A 26,829-nucleotide genomic window follows, 5' to 3' on the forward strand; every position below is an offset into this window, starting at 1 on the left:
TCATGCCCGTTCGGAGTATCCGGAAAACATCGAGAGCACCCGGGCGAGCACCGGTCCGATGACCGCCATGGCCGGAGGTTCGATCATCTCGTTGTGTTCGCAGCGCACGGGCACCTCCACGATCCGGCCCGTCACGAGTGGGCTCCATTCCTGCGGCGACCTGTCGCGCGGAATCGTGTCGTCGTCTCCGGATGCCAGGAAGATCAGCAGATCTCCTTCGTAGACCTGGGGAACGAACTGGTGCGTGATTCTCTGCGAAGTCTCGTACCCTCGGGCAATCCGTTCGAGGTCCCGACCGTCGACTCCCGTCTCGGGCCCGAGCCTCCGGGCCAACACGGCCGCCGCCTCGTCGAAGGTCAGATCTCGGTCGGTCTCGATCTCGAGGCCGAGTCCTCGCAGTATGTCTCGGACGTCGAGTTCGGCTGACGCAGGGGCATCGCCGTTGTCGGGGTAGCTGTCCATCATCGCCAGTGTGGCGACGTCGCGGCCTGACGATTGCAGTTCGACGGCCATGGCGTGCGCGATGACTCCGCCAAGGGACCACCCGAGTAAGTCGTACGGCCCGTCCGGCGAAACGGCCTCCACCTCTTCGACGTAGCGATGGGCTAACTGTTCGATCGACTGATAGTCACCGTCGTCGCTGAGAGCGGGGAGCTGAAGTCCGTACACGGGTCTGTCCTCGGGCAGATACCGCACCAAGCCGGCATACCCCCAGGACAGGCCGATTCCGGGGTGCACACAGAACAGCGGTCGCCCAGTCCCTTTCGTCCGCAGTGGAACAACCACGGCGAGAAGCTCTTCCATACCGGCGTCGGCAGTCGGCATGTCGAGGCGTCGAGCGATTCCAGCGGGTGTCGGGTCGAGGAACATCCACTGAAGCGGGATTCTCCGTCGGAAACGAGAGTGCAGTGCGCTGACGATTCGGGTGGCCACCAGGGAGGACCCGCCCAGGTCGAAGAAGCTGTCGGTAGTGCTCACCCGGTCGACACCCAGAACCTCGACGAACGAGTCGACCACGGCGCGCTCGGTGTCGGTGACCGGCTCGCGGAACTCGGCTGCAGCCGAACCGAATTCGGGTTCCGGTAAGGCCTTTCGGTCGAGCTTGCCCACCGGTGTCATCGGAATCCGCTCGAGAAGCACCACTGCCGACGGAACCATGTGCGAGGGTAGTCGGTCGGCTGCGTACGCCCGTATCTCGTCGGTGCCGGTGGCGTCGGCAGCTGACGCACGCACGTACGACACCAGGACCGTTTCACCCGACGGTCCCGTGTGGCCGACAGTCGCGGCGAAGTCCACCGACGGATGGCGTGAGAGAACTGCATCGATCTCCCCGAGTTCGATCCGAAAACCACGGACCTTGACCTGGAAGTCGCTGCGCCCGATGTATTCGAGCGTGTGATGCACTCCATCGCCGGAGCCAACGATTTTGGCACTGTCACCGCCGGATTCACGCCAACGCACGACATCTCCGGTGCGGTACATCCGGCGCCCCGGCGATCCGTACAAGCAAGCGACAAATCGTTCCGACGTGAGCGACGCCCGATTATGGTACCCACGTGCCATACCTGGGCCGATGATGTACAACTCCCCCGGCACGCCCACCGGGACGGGCTGCAAACGCTCGTCCAGCACCAGGAAGCCGAAACCCACTGCCGGCGAGCCGATGTTCACTCCCGCACCGGGTTTCATCGAATCGCTGACACTCGCCTGCACGGTGGTTTCAGTCGGGCCGTAGCCGTTGTGCAGCCTCCGACCCGGCGCCCATTGCGCGACGACCTCCGGCGGGCAGGCCTCGCCCACCAGATCGAGAACACGGAGCGCCTCGAAACCGTTGTCACCCAACGCCGCCAGCGCGGTCGGTGTAATGGTGGCATGAGTGACCTGCTCGCGCCGGAAAACATCGGCCAATTCGGCGCCACCGTACACAGCAGGCGGAACGATCACGACTTGCGCCGAGGCGCTGAATGCCATCGTCAACTCGAAGATGGAAGCGTCGAAACTCGGCGATGCCAACTGAGAGACATGAGAGTCGTGAGTGACCTCGAACCTCTCACGAGTTTCGGCCGTGAAGCTCGCCAAACCTCGATGAGTAATGTTCACTCCCTTGGGTTTCCCGGTAGATCCCGAGGTGTAGATCAGGTAGGCCGGATGATCGAGGTTCAGTTCACCGGTTCGATCGTCATCGGTGATCGGTTCCGGCGACAGCGCGGCTACCCGCCGGGCGAAGTGTGGGTCGTCGAGTTCCAGCCAGGGAACAACGTCGGGTAGGTGAGTTCGGCTGGTCTGAACAGTCAAACCGAGCGAGGCTCGGCAATCGGCGAGCATGTATTCGACGCGCTCGCGCGGATAGGCCGGATCGACAGGCACAAAAGCCGCTCCGGCTTTGGTCACCGACCAGATCGCCACCACCGATTCGATCGAGCGAGGCATTCCCAGTGCCACGAAGGTCTCCGGGCCCACACCGCGACCGCACAACTCCCGGGCAACACGATTCGACCACTCGTCCAGGTCGCGATAACTGAGCTGCCGGTTCTCGAGCGACAGGGCCACCGAGTCAGGATCGATCGCCACGGCGTCCGCCAACAACTCAGGCCACAATTTCGGAGGTACTTCGGGGAGCCCATGCGCCGGCGTCAACTCGCGACGTTCGGGATCGCCGAGTAGGTCGATGTCACCGATCGGTACCTGCGGATTCCGGGTCACGGCCTCGAGCACACGAACGAACATGTCGGCAAAACCGCCGACCGTACCGGGGTCGAAGAGATCAGTGGCAAAGTCGACGGCTCCGCTCATCCCTCCCGGTTCACCGCGATCGTCGTACTCCTCGGCCAGAAGGAATTCCAGGTCTACCTTCACTACCTCGAGTTCAGGGTCGATCCCGCGGACTTCCAGTCCCGGTAGCTTCAGAATCGGTCGTTTGTTGTTCTGGAATTCCAGCGACACCGAGGAAATCGGTGCATAAGCGCTCGACCGTTTCGGCCCGACCGCGTCCACTACCCGCTCGAAGGGCACGTCGGAATGAGCGAACGCGGCGAGGTCGACTTCGCGGCAATGCTCAACCAACTCGCGGAACGATCGAGCCGGATCCACCTGTGTGCGCAGTGCGAGCGTGCCGACGAACATGCCGACCAGATCATCGAGGGCACGATCTCCCCGGCCGGCGATCGGCGTGCCGATCACGATGTCGTCGGTGCTGCCCAAACGTGCCAGCAAGAGCGCGAGCGCTGCATGCACAGTCATGAATGCAGTGGACTCGTGCTGCCGCGACACGTTCAGAATACGGCGGTGAAGATCACTGCTGATCGAGAAGTGAATCCGCGAGCCGTGAAAACTCTGTTGCGTCGGCCGGTCTCGATCGAGCGGAAGTTCCAAGAGGTCGGGAGCACCTGACAGTGCACGTCGCCAGTAAGCCAACTGCTCACTGATCACCGACCCGGGGTCGTCGACTGAGCCCAGAATCTCCCGTTGCCAGAGCGCGAAGTCGGCGTACTGGACTGGAAGCGGCGTCCACTGGGGATCCCCGCCGTACGCGTGGGCCTCGTATGCAATCATCACGTCTCGGGTCAACGGAGACATCGAGAAGCCGTCAGCCGAGATGTGGTGCACCACTACGGCAAGCACGTGTTCGCGCTCATCGATGGTGAACAACGCTGCCCGCAGGGGAATTCGTGCGGCGACGTCGAAACCGGCCGAGACCATCCGGGCAAGCTCGTCACGGAGATGATGTTCGTCGGTCACCGATGTCTCGGTCAGTTGCGGCAGCTCGGCGCTCTCGGTGGGCAGGATGTGCTGGACCGGTCCGTCACCGTGGACCGGGAACATCGTTCGCAGCGATTCGTGGCGGGCGATGACATCGGACATCGCTGATCTCAAGGCCGGTTTGTCGAGTTCACCGCTCAACCGCACCACGAGCGGAATGTTGTATGCAGGAGAACTGGTGTCGAGTTGATTGACGAACCACATCCGCTGCTGAGCAAACGACAAGGGGATGTTGTCGGGTCGGGGGCGCGGTCCCAGTCGCTCCGACCCTTCGGCAACCGACTGGCCGATCACCGTAGCCAACTCGGCCACCGTCGGCGTCTCGAACAGATCCCGCACGCCTACGGTAGCTCCGAGCACCGACCGTAGCCTCGCCGCGACCGAAGTGGCGCTCAGAGAATTTCCACCGAGCTCGAAGAAACTGATGTCGGTACCGACTCGTTCGAGGCCGAGCACCTCGCCGAACACGTCCGACACTGCCTGTTCGACCGGGCCGATCGGGGGACGGAAATCCCCTGTGGTCGTCTCGATTTCGGGTCTTGGCAACGCCGAACGGTCGACTTTTCCGACAGCGGTCAACGGAATGTTCTCCAGCACCGTGAGAACGGCAGGCACCATGTGCGAAGGCAAGCGCCGGGCCACGGCGCGACTCAGGATCCTGGTGTCCAGTCGACCCGCCGTGGGCACGACGTACGACACGAGTCGGGTGTCTCCGGTGGGGGCGGAATCGGCAACCGTAACGGCAAAACCGACGTTGGGCTCCGACATGAGCACACTGTCGATCTCACCGAGTTCGACACGGAAGCCTCGAACCTTGACCTGGAAGTCGCTTCGCCCGACGTACTCGACACACATGTCCGCCGTCCATCGCACGATGTCGCCGGTGCGGTACATCCGCGTTCCTGGGTCAGCCGGGTTGGCAACAAAGCGTTCTGCCGTCAACCCCGCCCTTCGGTGATATCCCCGTGCCACGCCTGGTCCGGCCAGGTACAGCTCGCCGGGGACCCCGACGGGAACCGCTTGAAGTCGAGTGTCGAGCACCAGTTCGCTGACGCCCCTGACGGGTCCACCGATGGTGATTGGTTCTCCGGCGGTCATCGGCGGGCTGACGTTGGACATGATCGTTGCTTCGGTCGGTCCGTACGCGTTGTACAGGCGGCGGCCAGGTGCCCAGCGAGCGACGAGGTCGGGCGGGCACGCCTCGCCCCCGAATACGACTTCCGAAAGTTGTTCCAGCCCAGCCGGGTCCACCGATGCCAATGCCGCCGTGGTGACGAACGCGTGCGTGACGGCGTGCTCTGCCAGAAGTTGCGCCAGGTCCTCGCCCCCGTAGATCCCGGGTGGAGCGATAACCATCGTCGCCCCGGCTCCGAAAGCCTGCAGATATTCGAAGAGCGACCCGTCGAAACTCGGAGTGGAGAAGTGCAGCGTGCGTGATTGTGGAGTTGCGCCGTAGCGTTCGAGCTGGTCTCGGGCGAAGTTGTCGAGCCCTCGCTGCGTGACCACGACGCCCTTGGGCACGCCGGTCGACCCCGAGGTGTAGACCACGTAGGCAGCTGAATCCAACCCGATCGGACGGAGTCGGTCGTTGTCGGTCAACGGGCTCCCCGAGAATCCCTCGCACTTCTTCGTGAAATGCGGATCGTCGATAATCAGCCACTCCGCGATATCGGGCAATCGATCTCGGCCCGCGGTGGTGGTCAATCCGAAGCCGACCTTCGAATCGATCAGCATGTGATTGATCCGCTCGTCCGGATAGTCGGGATCGATCGGCACGAACGCAGCGCCTGTCTTGGCGACGGCAAGTATCGACACCACGGACGCGAGAGAACGTGGGACACCGACCGCTACATAGTCCTCGATTCCCAGGCCGTGCGAGACGAGCATGCGAGCAATGCGATTGGAAAGGATGTCCAGCTCGCCGTAGGTCATGCTGCCGTCCGCCGATTCCACGGCCGGTGCGTTCGGATCACGCTGGGCTGCCTCGTCGAAGATGTCCGGGAAGACGCGCGACGACCCGCCGGCCGTGCCACGGACTGGCACCAATTCAGCATGTTCGGAGGCTGCGAGCACCGACACCACAGCCAAGGGACGATCCGGCTGGGTACACGCTTCGAGTACGCGCCGCAGTCGTCCGGCGATCTCTTCGATGTCGGCGGCACCGAAAACCTCGGGTATGTACTCGAATTTCAGGCGGAGCCTGGTGTCGACCGATGCTACGAGGCTAAGCGGGTAGTGGGCAGCGTCCTTGGCTTCGACATCGGTGATCCGGACCCCCGCAATATCGGTATCGGACGAAAGCCCTTGACGGTCAACGGGATACGATTCGAAGACAGTCAACGTGTCGAATCCGATCTCCGGCCCCGCGCCTACGTGGATCTCGGAAAGCCCGAGACAGTGGTGATCCGACAGCTCTGCTTGCTCGGCCTGGATCCGCGCGAGGAGTGTGCCGATACCTTCACTCGGGCGCAGCGTGATTCGGACCGGAATTGTGTTGATGAACAGCCCGACCATGGTTTCGATCCCGGTCAGCTCGGGAGGTCGACCCGACACCGTCGCTCCGAACACCACATCGTCTCTCCCGGTCAGTGCAGCAAGGACGATCCCCCACGATGCCTGAACAATCGTGTTGATCGTCAGCCCGAGTTCACGCGCCATTCCGCGAAGGGAGGTTGTGAATTCCTCGTCCAGATCGAACACCCACTCGGCCGCCATGGTCGAGAGTCGACGCGATCGAACCGCTGGAGCCAACAGCGTCGGTCCTTCGACTCCGCTCAGCGTCCTCGCCCACACTGCTCGGGAAGCTTGCTGATCGCGGCGGCTCATCCAGGTCAGATAGTCGCGATACGCGCGCGCGTGAGGCAAGGCCGCCACTTGACCGTCGGCGGCATAGAGCGTCGCCAATTCCCGGATCAGCAGGGGCATGGACCAGCCGTCCAGAAGGATGTGATGATTGGTGAGCACGAGCGTGAACTTTTCGGGGGCGAGAGCGATCAGGGTGAATCGGATCAACGGCGCCCGTGCCATGTCGAACGGGCGCGCTCGGTCCTCGGCCAGCGCTCGATCAATTTCCTGATCTGGTGCACCAGTGAGGTCGATTTCCTGCCACGGCGCTGCCACGTTGCTTCGGACCACCTGGACGGCACGGCCGTCGGCGCTGTGAAGGAAGGCGGTACGCAGGTTCTCATGCCGGCCGAGCAGCGCGTCGGCGGCGCGGCGCAGGCGCTCCGAATCGACTGCGCCGGCTAGATCGAGAGCCACTTGTACGAGGTATGCGTCGACAGATCGTTCGGCCAATTCGGCGTGGAACAACAACCCCGCTTGCAGTGGAGAGAGTGGCCAGACATCGCTCAGGTCGGGACACCGACTTTCGAGGTCGTCGATCGCCTCCTGTCTAAGATCGACCAGATCGAAGTCCGAGGGTGTGAATCCGCCGCCGCCCGCCGCGAACTCTGCGAGCCCGGCCAGTGCGTCGAGCCACCACTGCCCCAGTTGCCGAACGTCGTCCGCACCCAGAATGTCCGGTGGGAACGTCCAGCCGGCAACGAGCTGCGGACCGTCCTCGGTATCGCTGTCGACCGTCATCACGTTGACCTCGAGGACGCTGGCGAGTGGAAGATCGACGGCCGCAACCGTCCGCAGGTCCTCGTCACGGATCGGTACCCATCCCGCTGTAGCGTCGGCCTCGGATCCACCGACGCGTCCGAGGTAGTTGAAACTGATCTGGGGCTCCGGAAGTTGCGAAAGTGTTGGTGCCGTTTCGCGGTTCAGATAGCGCAGCAACCCGAAGCCGATGCCGCGGTCCGGCACCGCCCGGAGTTGTTCCTTGACGGCCTTGGCAGCGACGCCCGCAGCCGGGCCGCCGGCGAAGGCGTCGCTCGGATCCACTCTGCTCAGATCGATCCGCACCGGGAAGATCGACGTGAACCATCCCACCGTGCGAGCGAGATCTGCCCCGGGAACCACCTGTTCCTCGCGTCCGTGCCCCTCGAGACTGATCAATGTCTCCGGATTGTCGATGCCGCGGTCCATGCGCCAGCGGACCATCGCAAGTGCCAAAGCCGTCAACAATCCGTCCTCGACGCTCCCGTGAATCGCCTGCGGAACTGTCGTCGACACGGCCTCGGTCAATCCCGTGGGAACTCGTACTTCGATGTCAATGGTGGCCGAGGCGGTGTCCCTCTTCGTCAGGGCGCGCACACCCAGAGTCGGATCCGGGCCCTCGAGCACCTCTCGCCAATAGTCGATTTCAGCGACCCGATCCGGCTCGCGCGCGGCGTCGACGAGGCCATGTGCCCATCGACGCATCGAGGTTCCGACCGGAGCAAGTGACGGGTCGACGCCTGACTGCACCTGCGCACAGGCAAGTGCAAGATCGGGGATCAGGATTCGCCAGGAAACGCCGTCCGTCACGAGGTGGTGCGCCACGATTAGCAACTGTTTCCGGCTCTGCCGGTCCTTTTGAATCTGTCCGTCGGTGTCGAGCAGGACTGCCTGCACCATCACACCTGCCTCCGGGTCGAGCCGCCCCAGAGCTGCGTCGAGTTCTGTCGAGACCGTCCCCGCGGCAGAACCCCCGAGGCTCCCGTGGCGTACGACGGTCTCCGCCCGCACCGTACCTACAGGCGCAACGTCCATCCGCCGAGCGGATTCAGGATGATGCGTCGCCCGGATGCCTGCGCGGAGGATGTCGTGGTGGTCCAGCACAGCCTGCATGGCCAGTGTCAGCGTGACCTCGTCGAGCGTGGCAGGAACCGAGAGCAGAACAGATTGGGAGTACCGGCGAAAATCTCCACCACGGTCAAGCATCCATTCGACGATCGGCGTCAATTCGATCTCACCGACGCCGCCGCCAGGCAATTCGTCGACGACGACACGGTTGCCAGCCGTTCCGGCCGTCTCGGACAGCGCCGCAACAGTTTTGCGTTCGAACACCTCGCGCGGTGTGATCAGAACTCCGGCAGACCTGGCGCGCGTCACCAACTGGATGGACATGATCGAGTCACCGCCTAGAGTGAAGAACGAATCGTCGACCCCCACCTCCTCGAGTCCCAGAACTTCGGCGAACAGACTCGCAAGGATGTTTTCCGTCGCGGACGCGGGGCCACGACTTACGGTTGCCTGTCGCCCGAAGTCAGGTTCAGGCAATGCATTCCGGTCGAGCTTTCCGTTCACCGTCAGCGGCAAACCCTCGAGAACCGTCACGACAGCGGGGACCATGTGGGGCGCCAACCTCTGTGAGACATACTCGAGCAACGCCGCCGGAGAGATAGTGGCACCGGACTCCGGCACCACGTAGCCCACCAACCGGTCTCTGCGGGCTACCACCGCCGACTGAGACACGCCCACTCCGGAGAGCAGTGCAGCCTCCACCTCGCCGAGTTCGATTCGGTACCCCTTCACCTGCACCTGCAGATCGTTTCGTCCGAGGTACTCCAGCTGCCCGCTGTCGTTCCAGCGCCCCAGGTCACCGGATCGATACATACGCGCACCACTGACCGCGAGGTCGGGAATGAACCGCGCGGACGTCAGACCGAACCGGCCGAGGTATCCGCGTGAAACCTGATCACCGGAGACATACAGTTCACCCACCACACCGGGCGGCACCGGGTGCAACCGCTGATCCAACACATACACACGCAATCCGGGTAACGCCCGACCAATCACCGAGGCCGATCGTTGACGCACCAGCACACGATCGAGCGGTAAATGGCTGACGTGCACAGTGGTCTCCGTGATGCCGTACATGTTGACCAGATCTGGTGACGAAGTCCCGCGACGGGCGTACCAGCGCGTCAACTGTCCGAAGTCGAGCGCTTCTCCGCCGAAGATCACGTAGCGCAATGACAGGGCCGCACCCCCGGTAAGCCGGTCGGCTTCCGCCAATTGATAGAAGGCAGTGGGAGTTTGATTGAGCACCGTGACACGTTCGTGCCGTAGCAATTCGAGGAATGCCTCTGGTGAACGGGCCGTGAAGTAGTCGACCAGTACCAGTCGGCCACCGTGTGCGAGTGCGCCCCACATTTCCCAGACCGAGAAGTCGAATGCCTCCGAATGGAACATCGTCCACACATCGCCGCTGCCGAAGCCGAAGAGCGCTCTGGTGTTTGCCAGCAACGTCACTACGCTGCGGTGAGAAACCTGCACCCCCTTCGGGCGCCCGGTGGACCCCGAGGTGTAGATCACGTACGCCACCGACTCGGGCCGGAGCGGTAGCAGCCGATCTCGGTCGGTCACCGCAAGCGGAGAAAACCTGTGCAGCGCATCGAGAATCACCGGGTCGTCTACCGCAATCACTGGAATCTCGCTGTCTGCAATTGCGTCACTGTCTCGTATGTAGGCGCCGTCGGCCCGAGTGGTCAACACACACTTCGGCCGGGCGTCACGCAGCACGAAGTCCACCCGGTTTACCGGAGAAGTCGAGTCCACCGGTACGTATCCGCAACCCGCCTTCACCACCGCCAGCAATGCCACCATCAGGTCGATCGAGCGGGCCATCGCGACTGCCACCAAGGTTTCCGGCCCCACCCCCTGCGCCACCAACAGTCGAGCAAGGCGGTTTGCTCGCTCGTCGAGTTCGCGGTACGTAACCGACAATCCGCCGCAGCGCACCGCCACGGCAGCACCGGACGTCCGCGCCGTGCGATCGAAGAGATCCGACAACGAATCCTCGTCTGTTCCGGCGCCGGAGGGCGTGGGCGCAACCAGCAACCCGCTGAGTTCGCCGGCCAGAATCATGTCGATATCACCGACGACCACCGACTGGTTCTCGGTCACGGCGCCGATCACTCTTTCGAAGCGCGCCGCGATGCGCGCCACCGACATTCGATCGAAAATATCTGTTGCATAACGGAAACCGGCGCTGATACCAGCGGGCTCACCGTGCTCGTCGACGTGCTCCATCACACTCAGTTGCAGATCGAATTTCGCAACCGCGAGATCGATGTCGAGCGAGCGAACCGTCAGTTCCGGCAAGTCGAAGCGCAGTCCCGTATCGGTCTGGAATTCGAGGAGTACCTGAAACAGAGGTGAATGCTCGGTGGAACGGTCGGGCGAGAGGTAATCCACCAACCTCTCGAAGGGGATGTCTGCATGGTCCAGAGCACCGAGATCCGTTGACCGCACCGCGGCCAACACCTCGGCAAAGGTTGCTCCGGATGAGACAGGTGTGCGAAGGACGAGCGTGTTGACGAACATCCCGACCACATCGTCGAACACCGATGCACCGCGACCTGCGACCGGAGTCCCGATCACTACGTCGTCCGCTGTAGTGAGCCGTGCCAGCAATACCGCCAGAGCCGCATGCATCACCATGAACAGAGACGAACCGTTCTGGTGTGCGAGTTCGTTCAAAGCTCGATGGATCTCGGGCGAGAAGTCCATCGAAACCACCCCGCCCTCGGCAGACCGTTTCGAGGTTCGTGGTCTATCGAGAGGGAGCGGCAAGACGTCCGGAATACCCGACAGCTTCGCTGTCCAATAATCGAATTCGGCCGAGGGCGAAGTTTCCGGACCAACGTCTGCGTCGACGATCTCACGCTGCCAGAGGGTGTAGTCGGCGTACTGAATCGGCAGCGGCACCCAGTCCGGGCTCCGACCTTGCGTGCGCGCGGTATATGCACTCATCAGGTCGCGTGCCAGTGGTGCCATCGAGAAACCGTCTGCGGCGATGTGGTGAACAACGATCGCGAGTACATGCTGCTCCGGTCCGGTTCGGAGTAACCTCACGTGCAGCGGGAACTCCTCGGACACATCGAATCCGATGTCGAAGAACGCGTGCAAATCCGCGAAAAGCCCCTCGCCGGGAATCGGCACGGGGTGGATTCGAGGAGCAGCGACCGCGGGTTCGGCGATCACCTGGTAGGGCCCGTCTGCGGACGCAGGAAAGATCGTTCGAAGGGATTCGTGCCGTTCCACCACATCACCCAGCGCGGCTTGGAGCGCATCCGAATCCAGGAACCCGTCCAGTTGTAGTGCGACGGGGATGTTGTAGAGCGGAGACGACGTGTCGAACTGGTTGACGAACCACATCCGAGATTGCGCGAATGACAGCGGAATACGTTCTGGCCGTGCCCTACTCGTGAGGGGCACACGAGTAGCTTCCTCGAGTCCAGGCTCGCCCGGCGCGGAGTCGATTGGATCTATCGAGGCCGCCAGGTCCGCGACCACGGGGGCGTCGAACAGTGCATTGACCCCCATATTGGTGTGCAATGCGGCGTTGATGCGGGCGATGACTCGAGTGGCGCTGAGGGAATCCCCGCCGAGTTCGAAGAAACTGTCGTCGGCACCCACCTGGTCGAGACCGAGAACGTCGGCAACAGCACGGGCGATTCCGATTTCGGCAGGAGTGGCAGGAATCCGATATGCAGCGCTCGCAAAATCGGTGTCCGGGAGGGCTTTACGGTCCAACTTCCCATGCACCGTCACCGGAAACTCCCCCAACACCACCACCACCGACGGCACCATGAACCCCGGAAGAGACCTCCGCACCCCCTCCAACACCACCACCTCATCGACCACCACCCCCACCTCACCCACCACAAACCCCACCAAAAAATCCCCACCCACACCCGACCGCAACACCACCACCGCACCAGCCACGCCCACCTGAGCAGCCAACACCGCCTCCACCTCACCCAACTCCACCCGCTGCCCCCGCACCTTCACCTGAAAATCCGTGCGCCCCACAAACTCCAACACCCCACCACACCCCCACCGCACCACATCACCCGTCCGATACACCCGAGCACCCACCACCCCCGACACCGGATCCGCCACAAACCGACCCACCGTCAAATCCACACGACCCTCATACCCCCGAGCCACCTGCACCCCACCCACATACAACTCCCCCACCACACCCACCGGAACCGGCCGCAACCGCGAATCCAACACCAACACCCGCGTATTCCACACCGGCCGACCAATCGGAACACCCACCCCCACAACACCCTCCACCACATGAAACGTCACATCCACCGACGCCTCCGTCGGCCCGTACAAATTCACCAACTCCGCACCACACACCCCCGCAAACCGCCCCGCCAACACCGACGACAACCCCTCACCCGACACAAACACCCGACGCAAACCCGAACACCCCACCCCCAACTCCCCCACGCTCAACTCCCCCACGAACACCTCCAACATCGACGGCACAAAATGCACCACCGACACCCCCCACCGCTCGATCACACCCACCAAATACACCGGATCACGATGCCCACCCGGATCCGCCACCACCAACCGCGCACCCACCATCAACGGCCAAAACAACTCCCACACCGACACATCGAACGACACCGGCGTCTTCTGCAACACCACATCCCCCACACCCAACGGAAACTCCCCCTGCATCCACAACAACCGATTCACCACCCCCGCATGCGACACCACCACCCCCTTCGGACGACCCGTCGACCCCGACGTGAACATCACATACACCGCATGCTCAGGCAACAACACCCCCAACCGATCCCCCACCCCCACCGGACCACCCGAAAACCCCGAAACATCAACACAACCCACATCAACAAACCCCACCCCCACCGGCAAACACCCACCATCACCAACCCGCGACAACACCACCACCGGATCCACCACCCCCACCACAAACCCCACCCGCTCCACCGGCGCACCCACATCCACCGGAACAAACACCCCACCAGCCCGCACCACCGCAAACACCGCCACCAACAACTCCACCGACCGCGACAACGCCACACACACCCGCGACTCCGGACCCACCCCCAACGAAATCAACAACCGCGCAAAACGATTCACCCGAACATCGAACTCACCCCACGACAACACCACCCCACCACACACCAACCCCCCACCACCCACACCAGCAAACCGCCCATCCAACACATCCACCAACGTCAAACCCCCCACCACAACCCCCACACCATCCCAACCACCCACCACCAACCCACGCTCACCGGCGACAAACACGTCGACCTCACCGACCGGTGTATCCGCGTTCGCTGCGAAGGCGGCAAGAATCCGCGACATTCGCTGTGCAATGGTGTCGACCGCGGCGCGGTCGAATGCCGCCGGCTGGTACCGCAGGCTGACCTGCAGCGTCGGTTCCGCGACCGACAGCACGGTGAGCGGGTAATGCGTGGCGTCGCGGGCATTCACAGCGGTGACGCGCATACCGGCAATGTCGGTGTTCCCGCCCATCCCCGAGGTATCGATCGGATACGACTCGAAGACCGACAGTGTGTCGAACAAATTGCCTGTCCCTACGACAGATTGAATCGCGCCGAGTCCGACATAGTGATGATCGAGCAGAGCTATCTGCTCGCTTTGCAGTCGAGCGAGCAGCTGCGTACACGTCTCGTCCGGATCCAGTTGCACTCGGACAGGCAACGTGTTGATCAGCAGCCCCATCATGTTTTCCACACCAGACAACTCGGGTGAGCGGCCCGAAACCGTGACGCCGAAGACTACGTCGTCACGGGAAAGCATCCGAGACAGTAGGACACCCCACGCCGCCTGGATCACCGTGTTCATCGTGATCCCGCTCCGTTGGACCAGCGCACCGAGTCCGTCGCGCACCGAATCGGGTAGATCGACGGCAACCTCTTCGGGCACCAGCTGCTCCGCGATCGGCGTCGAAGGCGCCAACAACGTCGGCTCGTCGACGCCTTCCAAGGCGTCCTCCCACGCCGCGAGCGAGGTCTCCATATCGCGGTGCATCAACCATTCCAGATAGGTGCGGTAGGAGGGAGTCTCGGGAAGATCGGCCGGGGCCCCCTCGACCGAGAGACCGTCGGCCGCGTATCGCATCAACAGTTCGCGAACCAGCAACGGCATCGACCAACCGTCGAGAACGATGTGATGGTTCGTCACCACCAACACACACCTCGTCGGCGAGGTTCGCAGCAACGTCAGCCGAAGCAGTGGCGGCGAAGCGAGGTCGAAGGGTGCACTGCGATCCTCGGCGAGGCGGCGCTCCAGATCTGCGTCGGTTGCCGATCCGCGATCACTCAGGTCGACCTCGGTCCAGGGAATCACGGCATCGTCGACAATCAACTGCACCGGTAGGCCGTTCACGTCGTAGACGAACGCTGCACACAGATTCGGGTGGTTTGCCAATAGTCCGGCAGCAGCGCCGCGCAAACGCTCGGAATCAACCGCTCCTTCGAGCTCGACGAACAACTGCGCTGTGTAGACGTCCGTCGACGTGGCCGCCAGTGAGGCATGGAACATCAGCCCGGCCTGAAGGGGCGACACCGACCAGACATCGTGCAATCCGGGGAAGTGGTTCTCCCAGCGTTCGATCTGTTGTTGGTCCACCGAGACCAGGGGAATGTCCGACGGCGTCAGACCGCCCGCATCAGGTCGCGACGCGTGCACGGTGAGTCCGTCGAGCGCACGACGCCACAGTTCCGCGAACTCCGCGACGTCAGACCTGTCGAGTACTCCGCGGGGAAAGGTGAAAGATGCTGTCAGGCAGGGCCCGTCGACATGGTCCTCAACCGCCGCGTTGATGTCGATCACGGACGCCACAGGCATGGACGGGTTCTGGGTTCCGCCGAGCCTTCGATTGCCCTCCACCGGCAGCCAGTCCTGTGTTCCGTCAGAGGAGCTGATCCGGCCCAGATAGTTGAAACTTATCTGAGGAGAACGGAATCGGCCGAGTGGGTCGCTCTCGCCAGACAGGTACCGCAACATCCCGAATCCGATTCCATGATCGGGGATCGCACGCAAGTACTCTTTGACAGCTTTGACGGCCCGCCCGGCGTCGGCGCCACCGGCCAGTGCGTCGTCGACGTCGATTGCGCCGAGGTCCACGCGCACCGGGTAGAGCGTGGTGAACCAACCAACGGTGCGAGCGAGGTCTGCGCCAGGAACCACCCCTTCCTCGCGGCCGTGTCCTTCAAGAGTGATCAGGGCGGCAGCGGTATCCATACCGCGGCGCCGTCGCCACCCGATCGAGGCCAACGCAACAGCGGTGAGGAGTCCGTCGTTCACGCCGGCGTGGAATGCCGCAGGAACCGTGGTGAGAAGGTTCCTGGTCGCCGAAGGCGAGATGTCCACTGTAACGGTGTCGACCGTGTCGTCGACGTCGATCGTGGGATCGAGTGGGCGCGAACCGATCAACGGGTCATCGCCGTCCAGGATCGTTCTCCACATGTCCAGTTCGACGCTCCGGTCGCCCACGTGCTCGACAAGCCCATGCGCCCATCGCCGGAACGACGTCCCGATCTGTGGCAGTTCGGGAGTGACACCGGCCTGGAGTTGTGCTGTCACCGACGCCAGGTCGGTGACCAGAATGCGCCACGAGACGCCGTCGACAACCAGGTGATGAATCACCACAAGTAGTCGGCCCCGCCTGGTCGACACGTCAGGTTTGTCGGCCAGGTCGAACCAGATCACGCGCACCATGTCAGCCGTGGCGGGATCCAAGCTGTCGGCCACGGCCTCGAGTTCTCCCGACGCCAAGGCCCTGAAACCTTCGTCGTCCACCGAATCGACAGCTACGCGGTGGATCAGTCCTTCGGCCGAGATCGAGCCGGGTGGTAAGACTTCCATGACCCGGTCACTCTCAACCAAGCGAGCTCGAAGCATTCCGTGGCGGTCCAGCAACACCTGGAGACCACGGACAAGGAGGTCCTGGGTGAGATCAGCGGGAGCTGTCAGCAAGAGCGCCTGGGAGAACCGTTTCACTCCGCCGCCACGCAGCCCGCCACTGCTGCGGTCGAGCATCCACTGCGCCACCGGGCTCAGTGGAACAGTTCCGACAGCGGATCCCGGTAGCTCCGCGAGTACATCAGGCCTGTCCTGCTCAAGGTGCGCCGACTCGGCAAGCGCGGCGACGGATTTGTGGTCGAAAACATCTCGGGGTGAGATGATCACACCCGCATCGCGAGCGCGGGCCACCAATTGGATGGACATGATGCTGTCGCCACCGAGCTCGAAGAACGAATCATGCACTCCTACCGCGTCGAGACCGAGAACCTGCGCGAACAGAGCGGCAAGAAGATTCTCGGTTTCCGTTCGCGGTGGCCGGTCGGGTGTGGCGGCGGACGAGAAATCGGGTGTGGGAAGCGCTGCGCGGTCGAGTTTTCCGTGAACCGTCAGCGGAAGTGCGTCGAGCACCACCACCGCCGCCGGCACCATGTACGACGGCAGGCGCTTGCCTGCATGGGCGAGGACGTCTCGCGGATCGACACTCGCTCCGCGATCGGGAACCACGTAGCCGATCAACCGATCCCTGCCGTCGCCGTTCCAGACGGCCGTCACCGCCTGGGCCACGCGCGGGTGCGTCTGCAGTGCCACCTCGACTTCCCCGAGTTCGATGCGGAACCCACGGACTTTGACTTGGGCATCGGTGCGCCCGAGATACTCCAGCCGTCGGTCGGGCGTCCACCGCACGCGATCGCCCGTGCGATAGATCCGCGTTCCCGGCGCACCGAAGGGATCTGCGACAAACTGCGTGGCGGTCAACGGGTATCGCCGGTGATAGCCGCGAGCGAGAGCCGGCCCGGCAAGATACAACTCCCCCGCGACACCTACCGGTACCGCTCGCAGACGCGAGTCCAGCACTACCTCGCTGAATCCGCGAGTAGGTGTGCCGATAGTGACCGGGTCGTTCGGAGCCAGTGCCGCACTGATGCTCGACACGACAGTTGCCTCGGTAGGACCGTAGGCGTTGAACATCTTTCTGCCCGGCGCCCAGCGGGCCACCAATTCCGGCGGACACGCTTCCCCACCTGTCACGACACAACCGACAGTGGTGAGACCGTCTGGGTCGACGGACGTTAAGGCCGCCGGAGTCACAAAACAATGGGTGACGCGCTCGCGCTCCAGTAACGCCGCCAGTTCCGACCCGCCGTAGACGGTCGGTGGCACGATCACCATCGTGGCTCCAGCACCAACGGCCATCACGAGCTCGAGAACCGACGCGTCGAAACTCGGCGAAGCGAAGTGCAGAGTTCTGGATCGGGTCGTGGCGGCGAAGGTCTCACGCTCCTGGAGCGCGAAGTCGCTCAACCCGCGATGTGTGACCGTCACGCCCTTGGGTATTCCTGTCGACCCCGACGTGTAGATCAGATAGACCGGATTGTCGATGCGAATCGGTGCCTTCCGATCCGCGTCGGTGACTTTCGATGGCGAGTACGCCCGCAGCCGTTCCTCGAAACCGGCATCTTCGAGGACCAGCCACGGCACGAGGCCGGACAATGCCGCGTTGTGAGCGCGAGACGTTATCCCCCACCCTGCACCGGAGTCGCCCAGCATGTGCTCGATACGAGCAGCAGGATGTCCCGGGTCCACGGGAAGGAATGCCGCACCTGTCTTGGCAATGGACCACACCGCCAGAACGGACTCGATGGAGCGTGGGAGACACAACGCCACCACCGATTCGGGACCCACTCCGGATTCGATCAGCATGCGGGCCAATCGGTTCGACTGCGCGTCGAGTTCGAGATAGGTCACTTCACGTTCCTCGAACACCAGCGCGACGGCGCCGGGATCCTGGGCAGTCGCCATATCTGTTGCTGCAGTCAGCAAATCCGGAAGGGTCTGAACAGCGGCGGAAATCTCACCTCGCACGGGTACCAGTTCGGCTGACTCATAGGCGTCGAGGATCTCGATATCTCCGATCCGTGATTGCGGATCCGTGATAACGCGCTCGAGAATCCGTTGCAGGCGGTCGGCGAAGCCCGCTACCGTTTCCTCGTCGAAAATATCTGTGGCATATCCGAATTCGGCGCGAAGACCGTCCGATTCGCCGGCTGCGCCGGCGTTCTGCGTCACCGTCAACTGAAGATCGAAGTTGATGGTGTCGATCTCGACGCCCACGTCGGTCACCTGCAGGTCGGGGAGTTCGAGTGCAGGCCGTTCGATGTCTTGGAACTCCAACATGACTTGAAACAGGGGCGAGTACGCCGTCGAACGTGAAGGATTCACGATCTCGACGACTCTTTCGAACGGCACGTCCGCGTGAATGAAGGCGCTCAGATCTACGTTTCGGACCTGGTCGAGGAAGTCTCCGAAAGTCGCGCCGCGGTCCACTGCAGTGCGCAAGACCAACGTGTTGACGAACATGCCCACCAGGTCGTCGAGTTCGCGCTCCCCACGCCCGGCGATGGGAGTTCCGACGGCTACGTCGTCCTCATCACTGAGCCTCGCCAGCAGCACTGCCAAGGCTGCGTGCACAACCATGAAGACCGTGGCGTTGTGTTTGCGCGACAGGGCAACCACACCGGCATGCACCTTCGGACCGAACACGAACCTGATCCGTCCGCGTCGAAGCGAACGCACATCACCGCGCGGTCGATCGGTCGGAATGTCGAGAACCTCCGGTGCGCCCGCAAGATTCTCGGCCCAATAGCCGAGCTGTTTCGAGATCAGAGACCGAGAGTCCGATTCCGAGCCCAACCAACCACGTTGCCACAACGCGTAGTCGGCATACTGGATCCCGAGCGGCGCCCACTGCGGTGCCTCACCGTTCACTCGGGAGGAGTATGCGCTCATGAGATCTCGGGCCAGCGGTACCGTCGAGAATCCGTCGGCGGCGATGTGGTGAATCACGATCACCAGGACATGCGAGTGGACCTGGTCATCTCGCCGCAACAAGGTGGCGCGCATCGGGACCTGCTGCGTGACGTCGAAACCATCCGAAGCGATCTGCCGGCTACGCTCGCGCAGCTCTTCCTCTCCCTGCACAAGTATCGGTGCAAGATCCGATACCACCTGTGAGGTGGACATGATCACTTGACGCGGGCCGTCATCGATGAGAGGAAAAACGGTGCGCAAGGACTCGTGCCGCTCGACGACGTCGACAAATGCAGCCTGAAGCGCACTCACGTTCACTGCACCTTCGAGCCTCAACGCGCACGCGACGTTGTAGGCGGCGGACTCGGGGGCGAACTGATTCGCAAACCACATTCGCTCCTGCGCCGGTGAAAGTGGGATATCTGTCGTCATAACCCGCGGCGTCAACGCCGGCTTGGCCCCCTCTCCTCCGCGACACTGCGCCAATTCGGCCAGCGCTGCAACGGTAGAAGCATCGAAAACGTCACGAATGTTGATCCGTTCGCCGAGAACAGAATTCACTCGCGCAACCAACCTGGCCGCACTGAGAGAGTTCCCACCCAGGGCAAAAAAGTCGTCGTTCACGCCCACCGTCGACGTTCCCAGCAGATCATCGAAGATTGCGGCAACCGTCTCCTCGACCGGCGTTCGTGGCGCAACATACTGCAGCGCTTGAGGTTCGAAGTTGACGTCCGGGAGGGCTTTACGGTCCAACTTCCCATGCACCGTCACCGGAAACTCCCCCAACACCACCACCACCGACGGCACCATGAACCCCGGAAGAGACCTCCGCACCCCCTCCAACACCACCACCTCATCGACCACCACCCCCACCTCACCCACCACAAACCCCACCAAAAAATCCCCACCCACACCCGACCGCAACACCACCACCGCACCAGCCACCCCCACCTGAGCAGCCAACACCGCCTCCACCTCACCCAACTCCACCCGCTGCCCCCGCACCTTCACCTGAAAATCCGTGCGCCCCACAAACTCCAACACCCCACCACACCCCCACCGCACCACATCACCCGTCCGATACACCCGAGCACCCACCACCCCCGACACCGGATCCGCCACAAACCGACCCACCGTCAAATCCACACGACCCTCATACCCCCGAGCCACCTGCACCCCACCCACATACAACTCCCCCACCACACCCACCGGAACCGGCCGCAACCGCGAATCCAACACCAACACCCGCGTATTCCACACCGGCCGACCAATCGGAACACCCACCCCCACAACACCCTCCACCACATGAAACGTCACATCCACCGACGCCTCCGTCGGCCCGTACAAATTCACCAACTCCGCACCACACACCCCCGCAAACCGCCCCGCCAACACCGACGACAACCCCTCACCCGACACAAACACCCGACGCAAACCCGAACACCCCACCCCCAACTCCCCCACGCTCAACTCCCCCACGAACACCTCCAACATCGACGGCACAAAATGCACCACCGACACCCCCCACCGCTCGATCACACCCACCAAATACACCGGATCACGATGCCCACCCGGATCCGCCACCACCAACCGCGCACCCACCATCAACGGCCAAAACAACTCCCACACCGACACATCGAACGACACCGGCGTCTTCTGCAACACCACATCCCCCACACCCAACGGAAACTCCCCCTGCATCCACAACAACCGATTCACCACCCCCGCATGCGACACCACCCCCCCCTTCGGACGACCCGTCGACCCCGACGTGAACATCACATACACCGCATGCTCAGGCAACAACACCCCCAACCGATCCCCCACCCCCACCGGACCACCCGAAAACCCCGAAACATCAACACAACCCACATCAACAAACCCCACCCCCACCGGCAAACACCCACCATCACCAACCCGCGACAACACCACCACCGGATCCACCACCCCCACCACAAACCCCACCCGCTCCACCGGCGCACCCACATCCACCGGAACAAACACCCCACCAGCCCGCACCACCGCAAACACCGCCACCAACAACTCCACCGACCGCGACAACGCCACACACACCCGCGACTCCGGACCCACCCCCAACGAAATCAACAACCGCGCAAAACGATTCACCCGAACATCGAACTCACCCCACGACAACACCACCCCACCACACACCAACCCCCCACCACCCACACCAGCAAACCGCCCATCCAACACATCCACCAACGTCAAACCCCCCACCACAACCCCCACACCATCCCAACCACCCACCACCAACCCACGCTCGGGCGCGCCCAAAATTTCCGTATCCCCTACTGGCACTGTTGGATTCGACACGACCGACCGGAGGAGGCGGACGAAACGCTCGCCGAACTCGGCGACTGTGGTGCGCTCGAAGATATCGGAGGCATAGGTGAAGGCGGCATCGAAACCCATGGGGACGCCGTCTTTGCCACGCTGCTCGGAGAGCGACAGTTGCAAGTCGAATTTGGCGACACCGACGTCGACTGGAACAACATCGACACCCAGTCCGGGTAGTTCGAGGTGGGGATCTGCGGTGTTCTGGAATTCCAACAGAACCTGGAAGAGCGGTGAGCGAGATGACGAACGCTCCGGCGCAACTGCATCGACGACTCGCTCGAACGGCACCTCGGCTTGTCCGAACGCTGCCAGATCGACTTCGCGAGTTCGTGAAAGGATCTCCTCGAAAGTCGCGGCGGTGTCAACGGTGATTCGCAGGACGACCGTGTTGACGAACATCCCGACCAGATCGTCGAGGACTTGCTCGGCGCGCCCTCCTACCGGAGTCCCGATCGCTATGTCCGGCGAGGCGCTCAGCCGTGCCAACAGAACCGCCAGCACTGCGTGCATCACCATGAACGGTGTCGTGTTGTGATTCCGAGCGAGTTCGAGGAGTTCACTGTGCACGTCTGCGGGCACCGAGAATCGGACCGATTCACCGCGCATGGATCGTTCCGCCGGTCTCGGTCGATCCAGCGGAAGGTCGATCACGTCAGGTAGACCGGCCAGGGTGGACGTCCAGTAGTCCAACTGCTTCGCCTCGAGCGTGTCCGGATCGTCGTCACTGCCGAGCAGTTCGATCTGCCATTGGCTGTAGTCGGCGTACTGCACAGGCAAAGGCGACCAGTCCGGTGCCCGTTTCGCAGCCCGCGCCGCGTAGGCGCGGGTCAGGTCGCGGGCCAGCGGCTCGAGGGATGCTCCGTCCGCCGAAATATGGTGAACCACCAGCGCAAGGACATGATCGTCCGGCGTGACCCGAAAAAGGGAGCCGCGCAGGGGCACGTTCGCGCTCACGTCGAACCCCTCGCGAGCGAGATCGGCGATGCGCCTGTCCAAGGCTTCCTCGTCCACGGATACTTCCCACGCGATCTTCGACGTCACGCGTTCCGAAGGCACTACTACCTGATGGGGGCCGTCGACCGACGCCGGGTAGACGGTACGGAGCGATTCATGCCGATCGACAACATCTCCCACCGCGCGCTGCATCGCAGCGACATCCAAGGCACCTGACAGTCGGACCACCATCGGAATGTTGTAGGCCGGGGACGACGTGTCGAACTGATTGACGAACCACAGGCGTCGTTGTGCCACAGACACCGGAATCTTGTCCCTGTACGAATGTGCCTGCAGGATTGGACGCTTCGAACGCGTGCGATCAACGCGGGATGACTTCGCATCCCGCACGTGACGGGCCAATGATTCGATAGTCGGTGCTTCGAACAAAGTCCGCACCCCGAAATCGATTTCTTCAGCGGCATTTACGCGAGCGATCAGCTTCGTGGCAATCAGTGAGTTCCCGCCCAGATCGAAGAAGTCGTCACCCGCACCCACCGTCTCGAAGCCTAGAACATCGGCAAAAATCTCGGCGAGCACTAGTTCCTCAGCGCCCTCGGGCGGTCGAAAGTCGTCCGACCGAGCATCGAGCCGAGGTGCAGGTAAGGCAGCGCGATCGACCTTTCCCGCCGGAGTTACCGGCAACTCGTCGAGTAGAACAAATGCCGCAGGAACCATGTACGACGGAACACGGCTCGCGACGTACCGCGTCAGCTCGGCCGTCGAGAGCGCACTTCCGCCGGCAGGCACGACGTACGTGGTGATCGTCGCTGTCCCGGAGGGAGCCGCACGCGCCACGGTGACTGCATTCTCGACCTGCGGACACGACCGCACGACGCTGTCGATTTCCCCGAGTTCGATACGAAATCCGCGAACTTTCACCTGGAAGTCACTACGACCGACGTACTCGAGTCCACGGCCACGGCGCCACCGCACCAAATCCCCCGTTCGATACATCCGCTGCCCGGGGAGGCCGAAGGGGTCTGCCACGAATCGTTCTGCGGTCAACGCATACTTCCGGTGATATCCACGTGCGAGCGCGTCTCCCGAGATGTACAGCTCGCCCACAACACCGTCGGGGACGGGGTGCAATCGCTGATCGAGCACGATCTCCTCGAAGCCGCGGAGCGGACCGCCCACTGTGATGTCCTCCGACGACACCATCGGCTCGCCGATGTTCGACATGACGGTGGTCTCGGTCGGCCCGTACGCATTGCACAGCCGTCGGCCGGGAGCCCACCGCTGCACGAGATCCGGCGGACAGGCCTCACCACCGACCACCACTTCGCCGAAGTCCGAAAGGCCCTCGGGCGAAACTGTTCCGAGCGCCGCAGTAGTGACAAAACCATGCGTGACACGCTGGGATTCGAGGAAGTGAGACAACTCGTCACCGCCGTAGATCGTGCTCGGCGCAATCACCATGGTCGCTCCGGCACCGAAAGCCAGAAGATACTCGAAAATCGAGGCGTCGAAACTCGGGGTCGAGAAGTGCAACGTTCGCGCATCCTGGGTCGCACCGAACCGCGAACGCTGTTCGGCAGCAAGCGCTTCCAGTCCACGATGCGAGACCGTCACCCCCTTGGGGAGTCCGGTGGACCCGGACGTGTAGATCACGTATGCGAGATTGTCGGGCCGGATCGGGCGCACCCGATCGACATCGGAGATGGAACGCACGGACAACCGTGCAAGTCGGCCACGGAACTCAGCGTCGTCGATCGCTGACCAGGGAACCGAATCCGGCAAGCGATGAAGTTCCGCGACGACCGTGAGTCCCAGTACGGCGCCGGAATCGGTCAGCATGAAGCGAACACGTTCATCCGGATAGGTCGGATCCACCGGCACGAATGCCGCGCCGGCTTTGCTCACGGCCAACATCGCGACAACCGATTCGATCGAACGCGTCAAACCCAGCGCCACACTGTTTTCCGGACCGATGCCGCGGTCGATCAATTCTCTGGCCAACTTCGACGAACGCTCGTCGAGTTCTCGATACGTCAACTCGGCATCGAGATACGACAGGGCCACGCCGTCGGGGTGTGTGCGCGCCGCACCGTCGAACAAATCGGCCAGGGTGCGATGCGAAGCGCGCGGGTCACCGCGGACAGGCCGTATCGCGGATCGCTCGTCGTCGGACAAGATATCGATGTCGCCGACCATGATTGCCGGATCCGCTGTGACGGATTCCAGGACGCACGCGAACCGCAAACCGAGGCCGCGTACCGTCTCGGCGTCGAACAGGTCGGTGGCAAACGCGAGCCTCACCGAGATTCCGGACGGCGTACCCACCTCGTCGAAAGTCTCGACCGCAGACACTCCGAGATCGAAGCGGCCGATGTCGCGAGGGTGCTCGTCAGCGCCGGCGACGGACTCGAATGTCACCTGTACAACCGGCGCATAGGCGGGTACATCCTCCACGTGCAATGGCTGAACCAACTGCTCGAGCCGTATCTCGCTGTGCGCCCGCGCATTACTGTGGACCTCGACGACGCTGTACAGGAGCGCCGTGAAAGTCGTCACCAGATCGACGCGACTCCGGATGGCGACGATGTTCGCGTCGGATCCCGCGGGCGTACCGATCACAACATCCGAAGCACCGGACAACCGGCTCACCAGGAGAGCAAAGCTCGCATGTAAGACCGCACGAGTGTCCGTCCCGAGATCACTCGCCATCGCCGTGATCCGCGCGTGGGTGTCGGCGGCGATCAGGACCTCAACCTGTGCACTGTCCAGCGATTGCGTTGCAGGCCTGGGTCGATCGAAGGGAAGTTGCAAAAGTTCGGGCGCCCCGGCGAGCTCATGTCTCCAATACTCGAGGTGCCGGACTTCGCGTTGTCGTCGCTCGCCCTCTCGGGCCGTCGGGCCGTGAATGTCTGCGAGTTCGGCACCGGAATCAGACGCGATCAACTCTTCCAGCAAGCCAACAAAGTTCCGGTGGTGCTCGCGTAAACCCGCCTCCTCGTATCGGATCGGGTTTGCCCGGAAGTCGACACGCAGCCTGTCGCCGCTCGGATACACGTTGACCAGAAGGTCTTCCACCGGCCCGGAGGTGACGATGTGATACTCCCCAACCACCTCGCCCAACTGCACCTCCTGGCGAAACAGCATGACGTTGACCATGGGCCCGGCATATGAGTCTTCGCCTTCCAGACCGCTCGTCACGCCTGCGTCCCGACGGATGTCGTCGAGGCTGCAGCGCTGGTGCCGCAATGCACCCATGAGCTCGTGTTGGACCTGGGCGAACAGTTCACCGACGGTGTCGACCGCTGCGACACGGATGAGCAGTGGCGTGACGTTCACCATCATGCCGCCCGAGTCCCGCAGCACCGCCGTAGTCCGTCCGGACATCGGAACATGAATCTGGACAGTCTCTTTCGCCGTCATCCGCGCGAGGTACAACGCGAGCGCAGCGATGACCGGTGCAGCGTGGTTCTCGGATTCGTAGAGAAGGGCACAACTTCGGTCCGACATCAGTGTGCTTTCGAGTCGGCTCTCGGTTTGCGCGGGCCCAGAAGCCTCCGCCAGGCTGGATCCGGCCATGGTGGTATTGCGCTCAGCCCAGTACTCCCGGTCGGCGGCGAATCGATCCGACATTCTGTACCGCTCGTCGATGTCGTACAGCGTGCGCAGCGTCGCGGCACGACTCGGCTGCGAGTCCTTTCTCGCCGCCGAGGCCGAGTACCGATGCGCAATGCGGTTCATCATGGTCATGGCACCGAAACCGTCGAGCGCAACATGATGGATGCGGCTGTACCACAGATAGTGCGCGTCGCCCACGCGCAGCACAGCGGTCTCGACAATTCTGTCAACTGCCAGGTCGAGCTGTGTCCGGCAATCTCGGCGCATCCACCCGAGGGCATCCTCGATCGGATCGGGGGACCCACGGAGGTCGACAAGACGGACGGTGATCTCAGATGTCTCGTCCACGTACTGCATCGGTTGACCGTCGATCTCGATCACTTTGAGCAAAGGAGATTGAAACTCGTATGCCACCGCTCGCGTTTCGCGATCCAGCAGTTCGACGTCGAGTTCGCCGCGCAGCTCCACGTAGTGCGCTATCAGAATCGGGACTTCGGGATCGAATTGCTGAGCGAACCAGGTTGCCCGTTGGGCGGCCGAGAGCGGAAAGAGCGTCTCATCAGAAGGGTCGGTCCGACTTACCTCGAAGGGTTTCACAGCGCCCCGCCCCGCATGATCTCCGCGGCCGCCGAG

At 62.8% G+C, this 26,829-nt stretch carries 1 protein-coding gene; it reads right to left on the bottom strand.

Annotation, left to right across the window (positions count from 1 at the left end; all coding sequences use genetic code 11):
* Positions 1–26,793, bottom strand: a complete 26,793-nt coding sequence (locus tag KTR60_RS16135; RefSeq protein WP_228401032.1) for a non-ribosomal peptide synthase/polyketide synthase — start codon at positions 26,791–26,793, stop codon at positions 1–3.
* Between the last annotated feature and the right edge of the window lie 36 nt (positions 26,794–26,829).

This window comes from Rhodococcus sp. C1 (assembly GCF_020809065.1).
Lineage (GTDB): Bacteria > Actinomycetota > Actinomycetes > Mycobacteriales > Mycobacteriaceae > Rhodococcus_F > Rhodococcus_F qingshengii.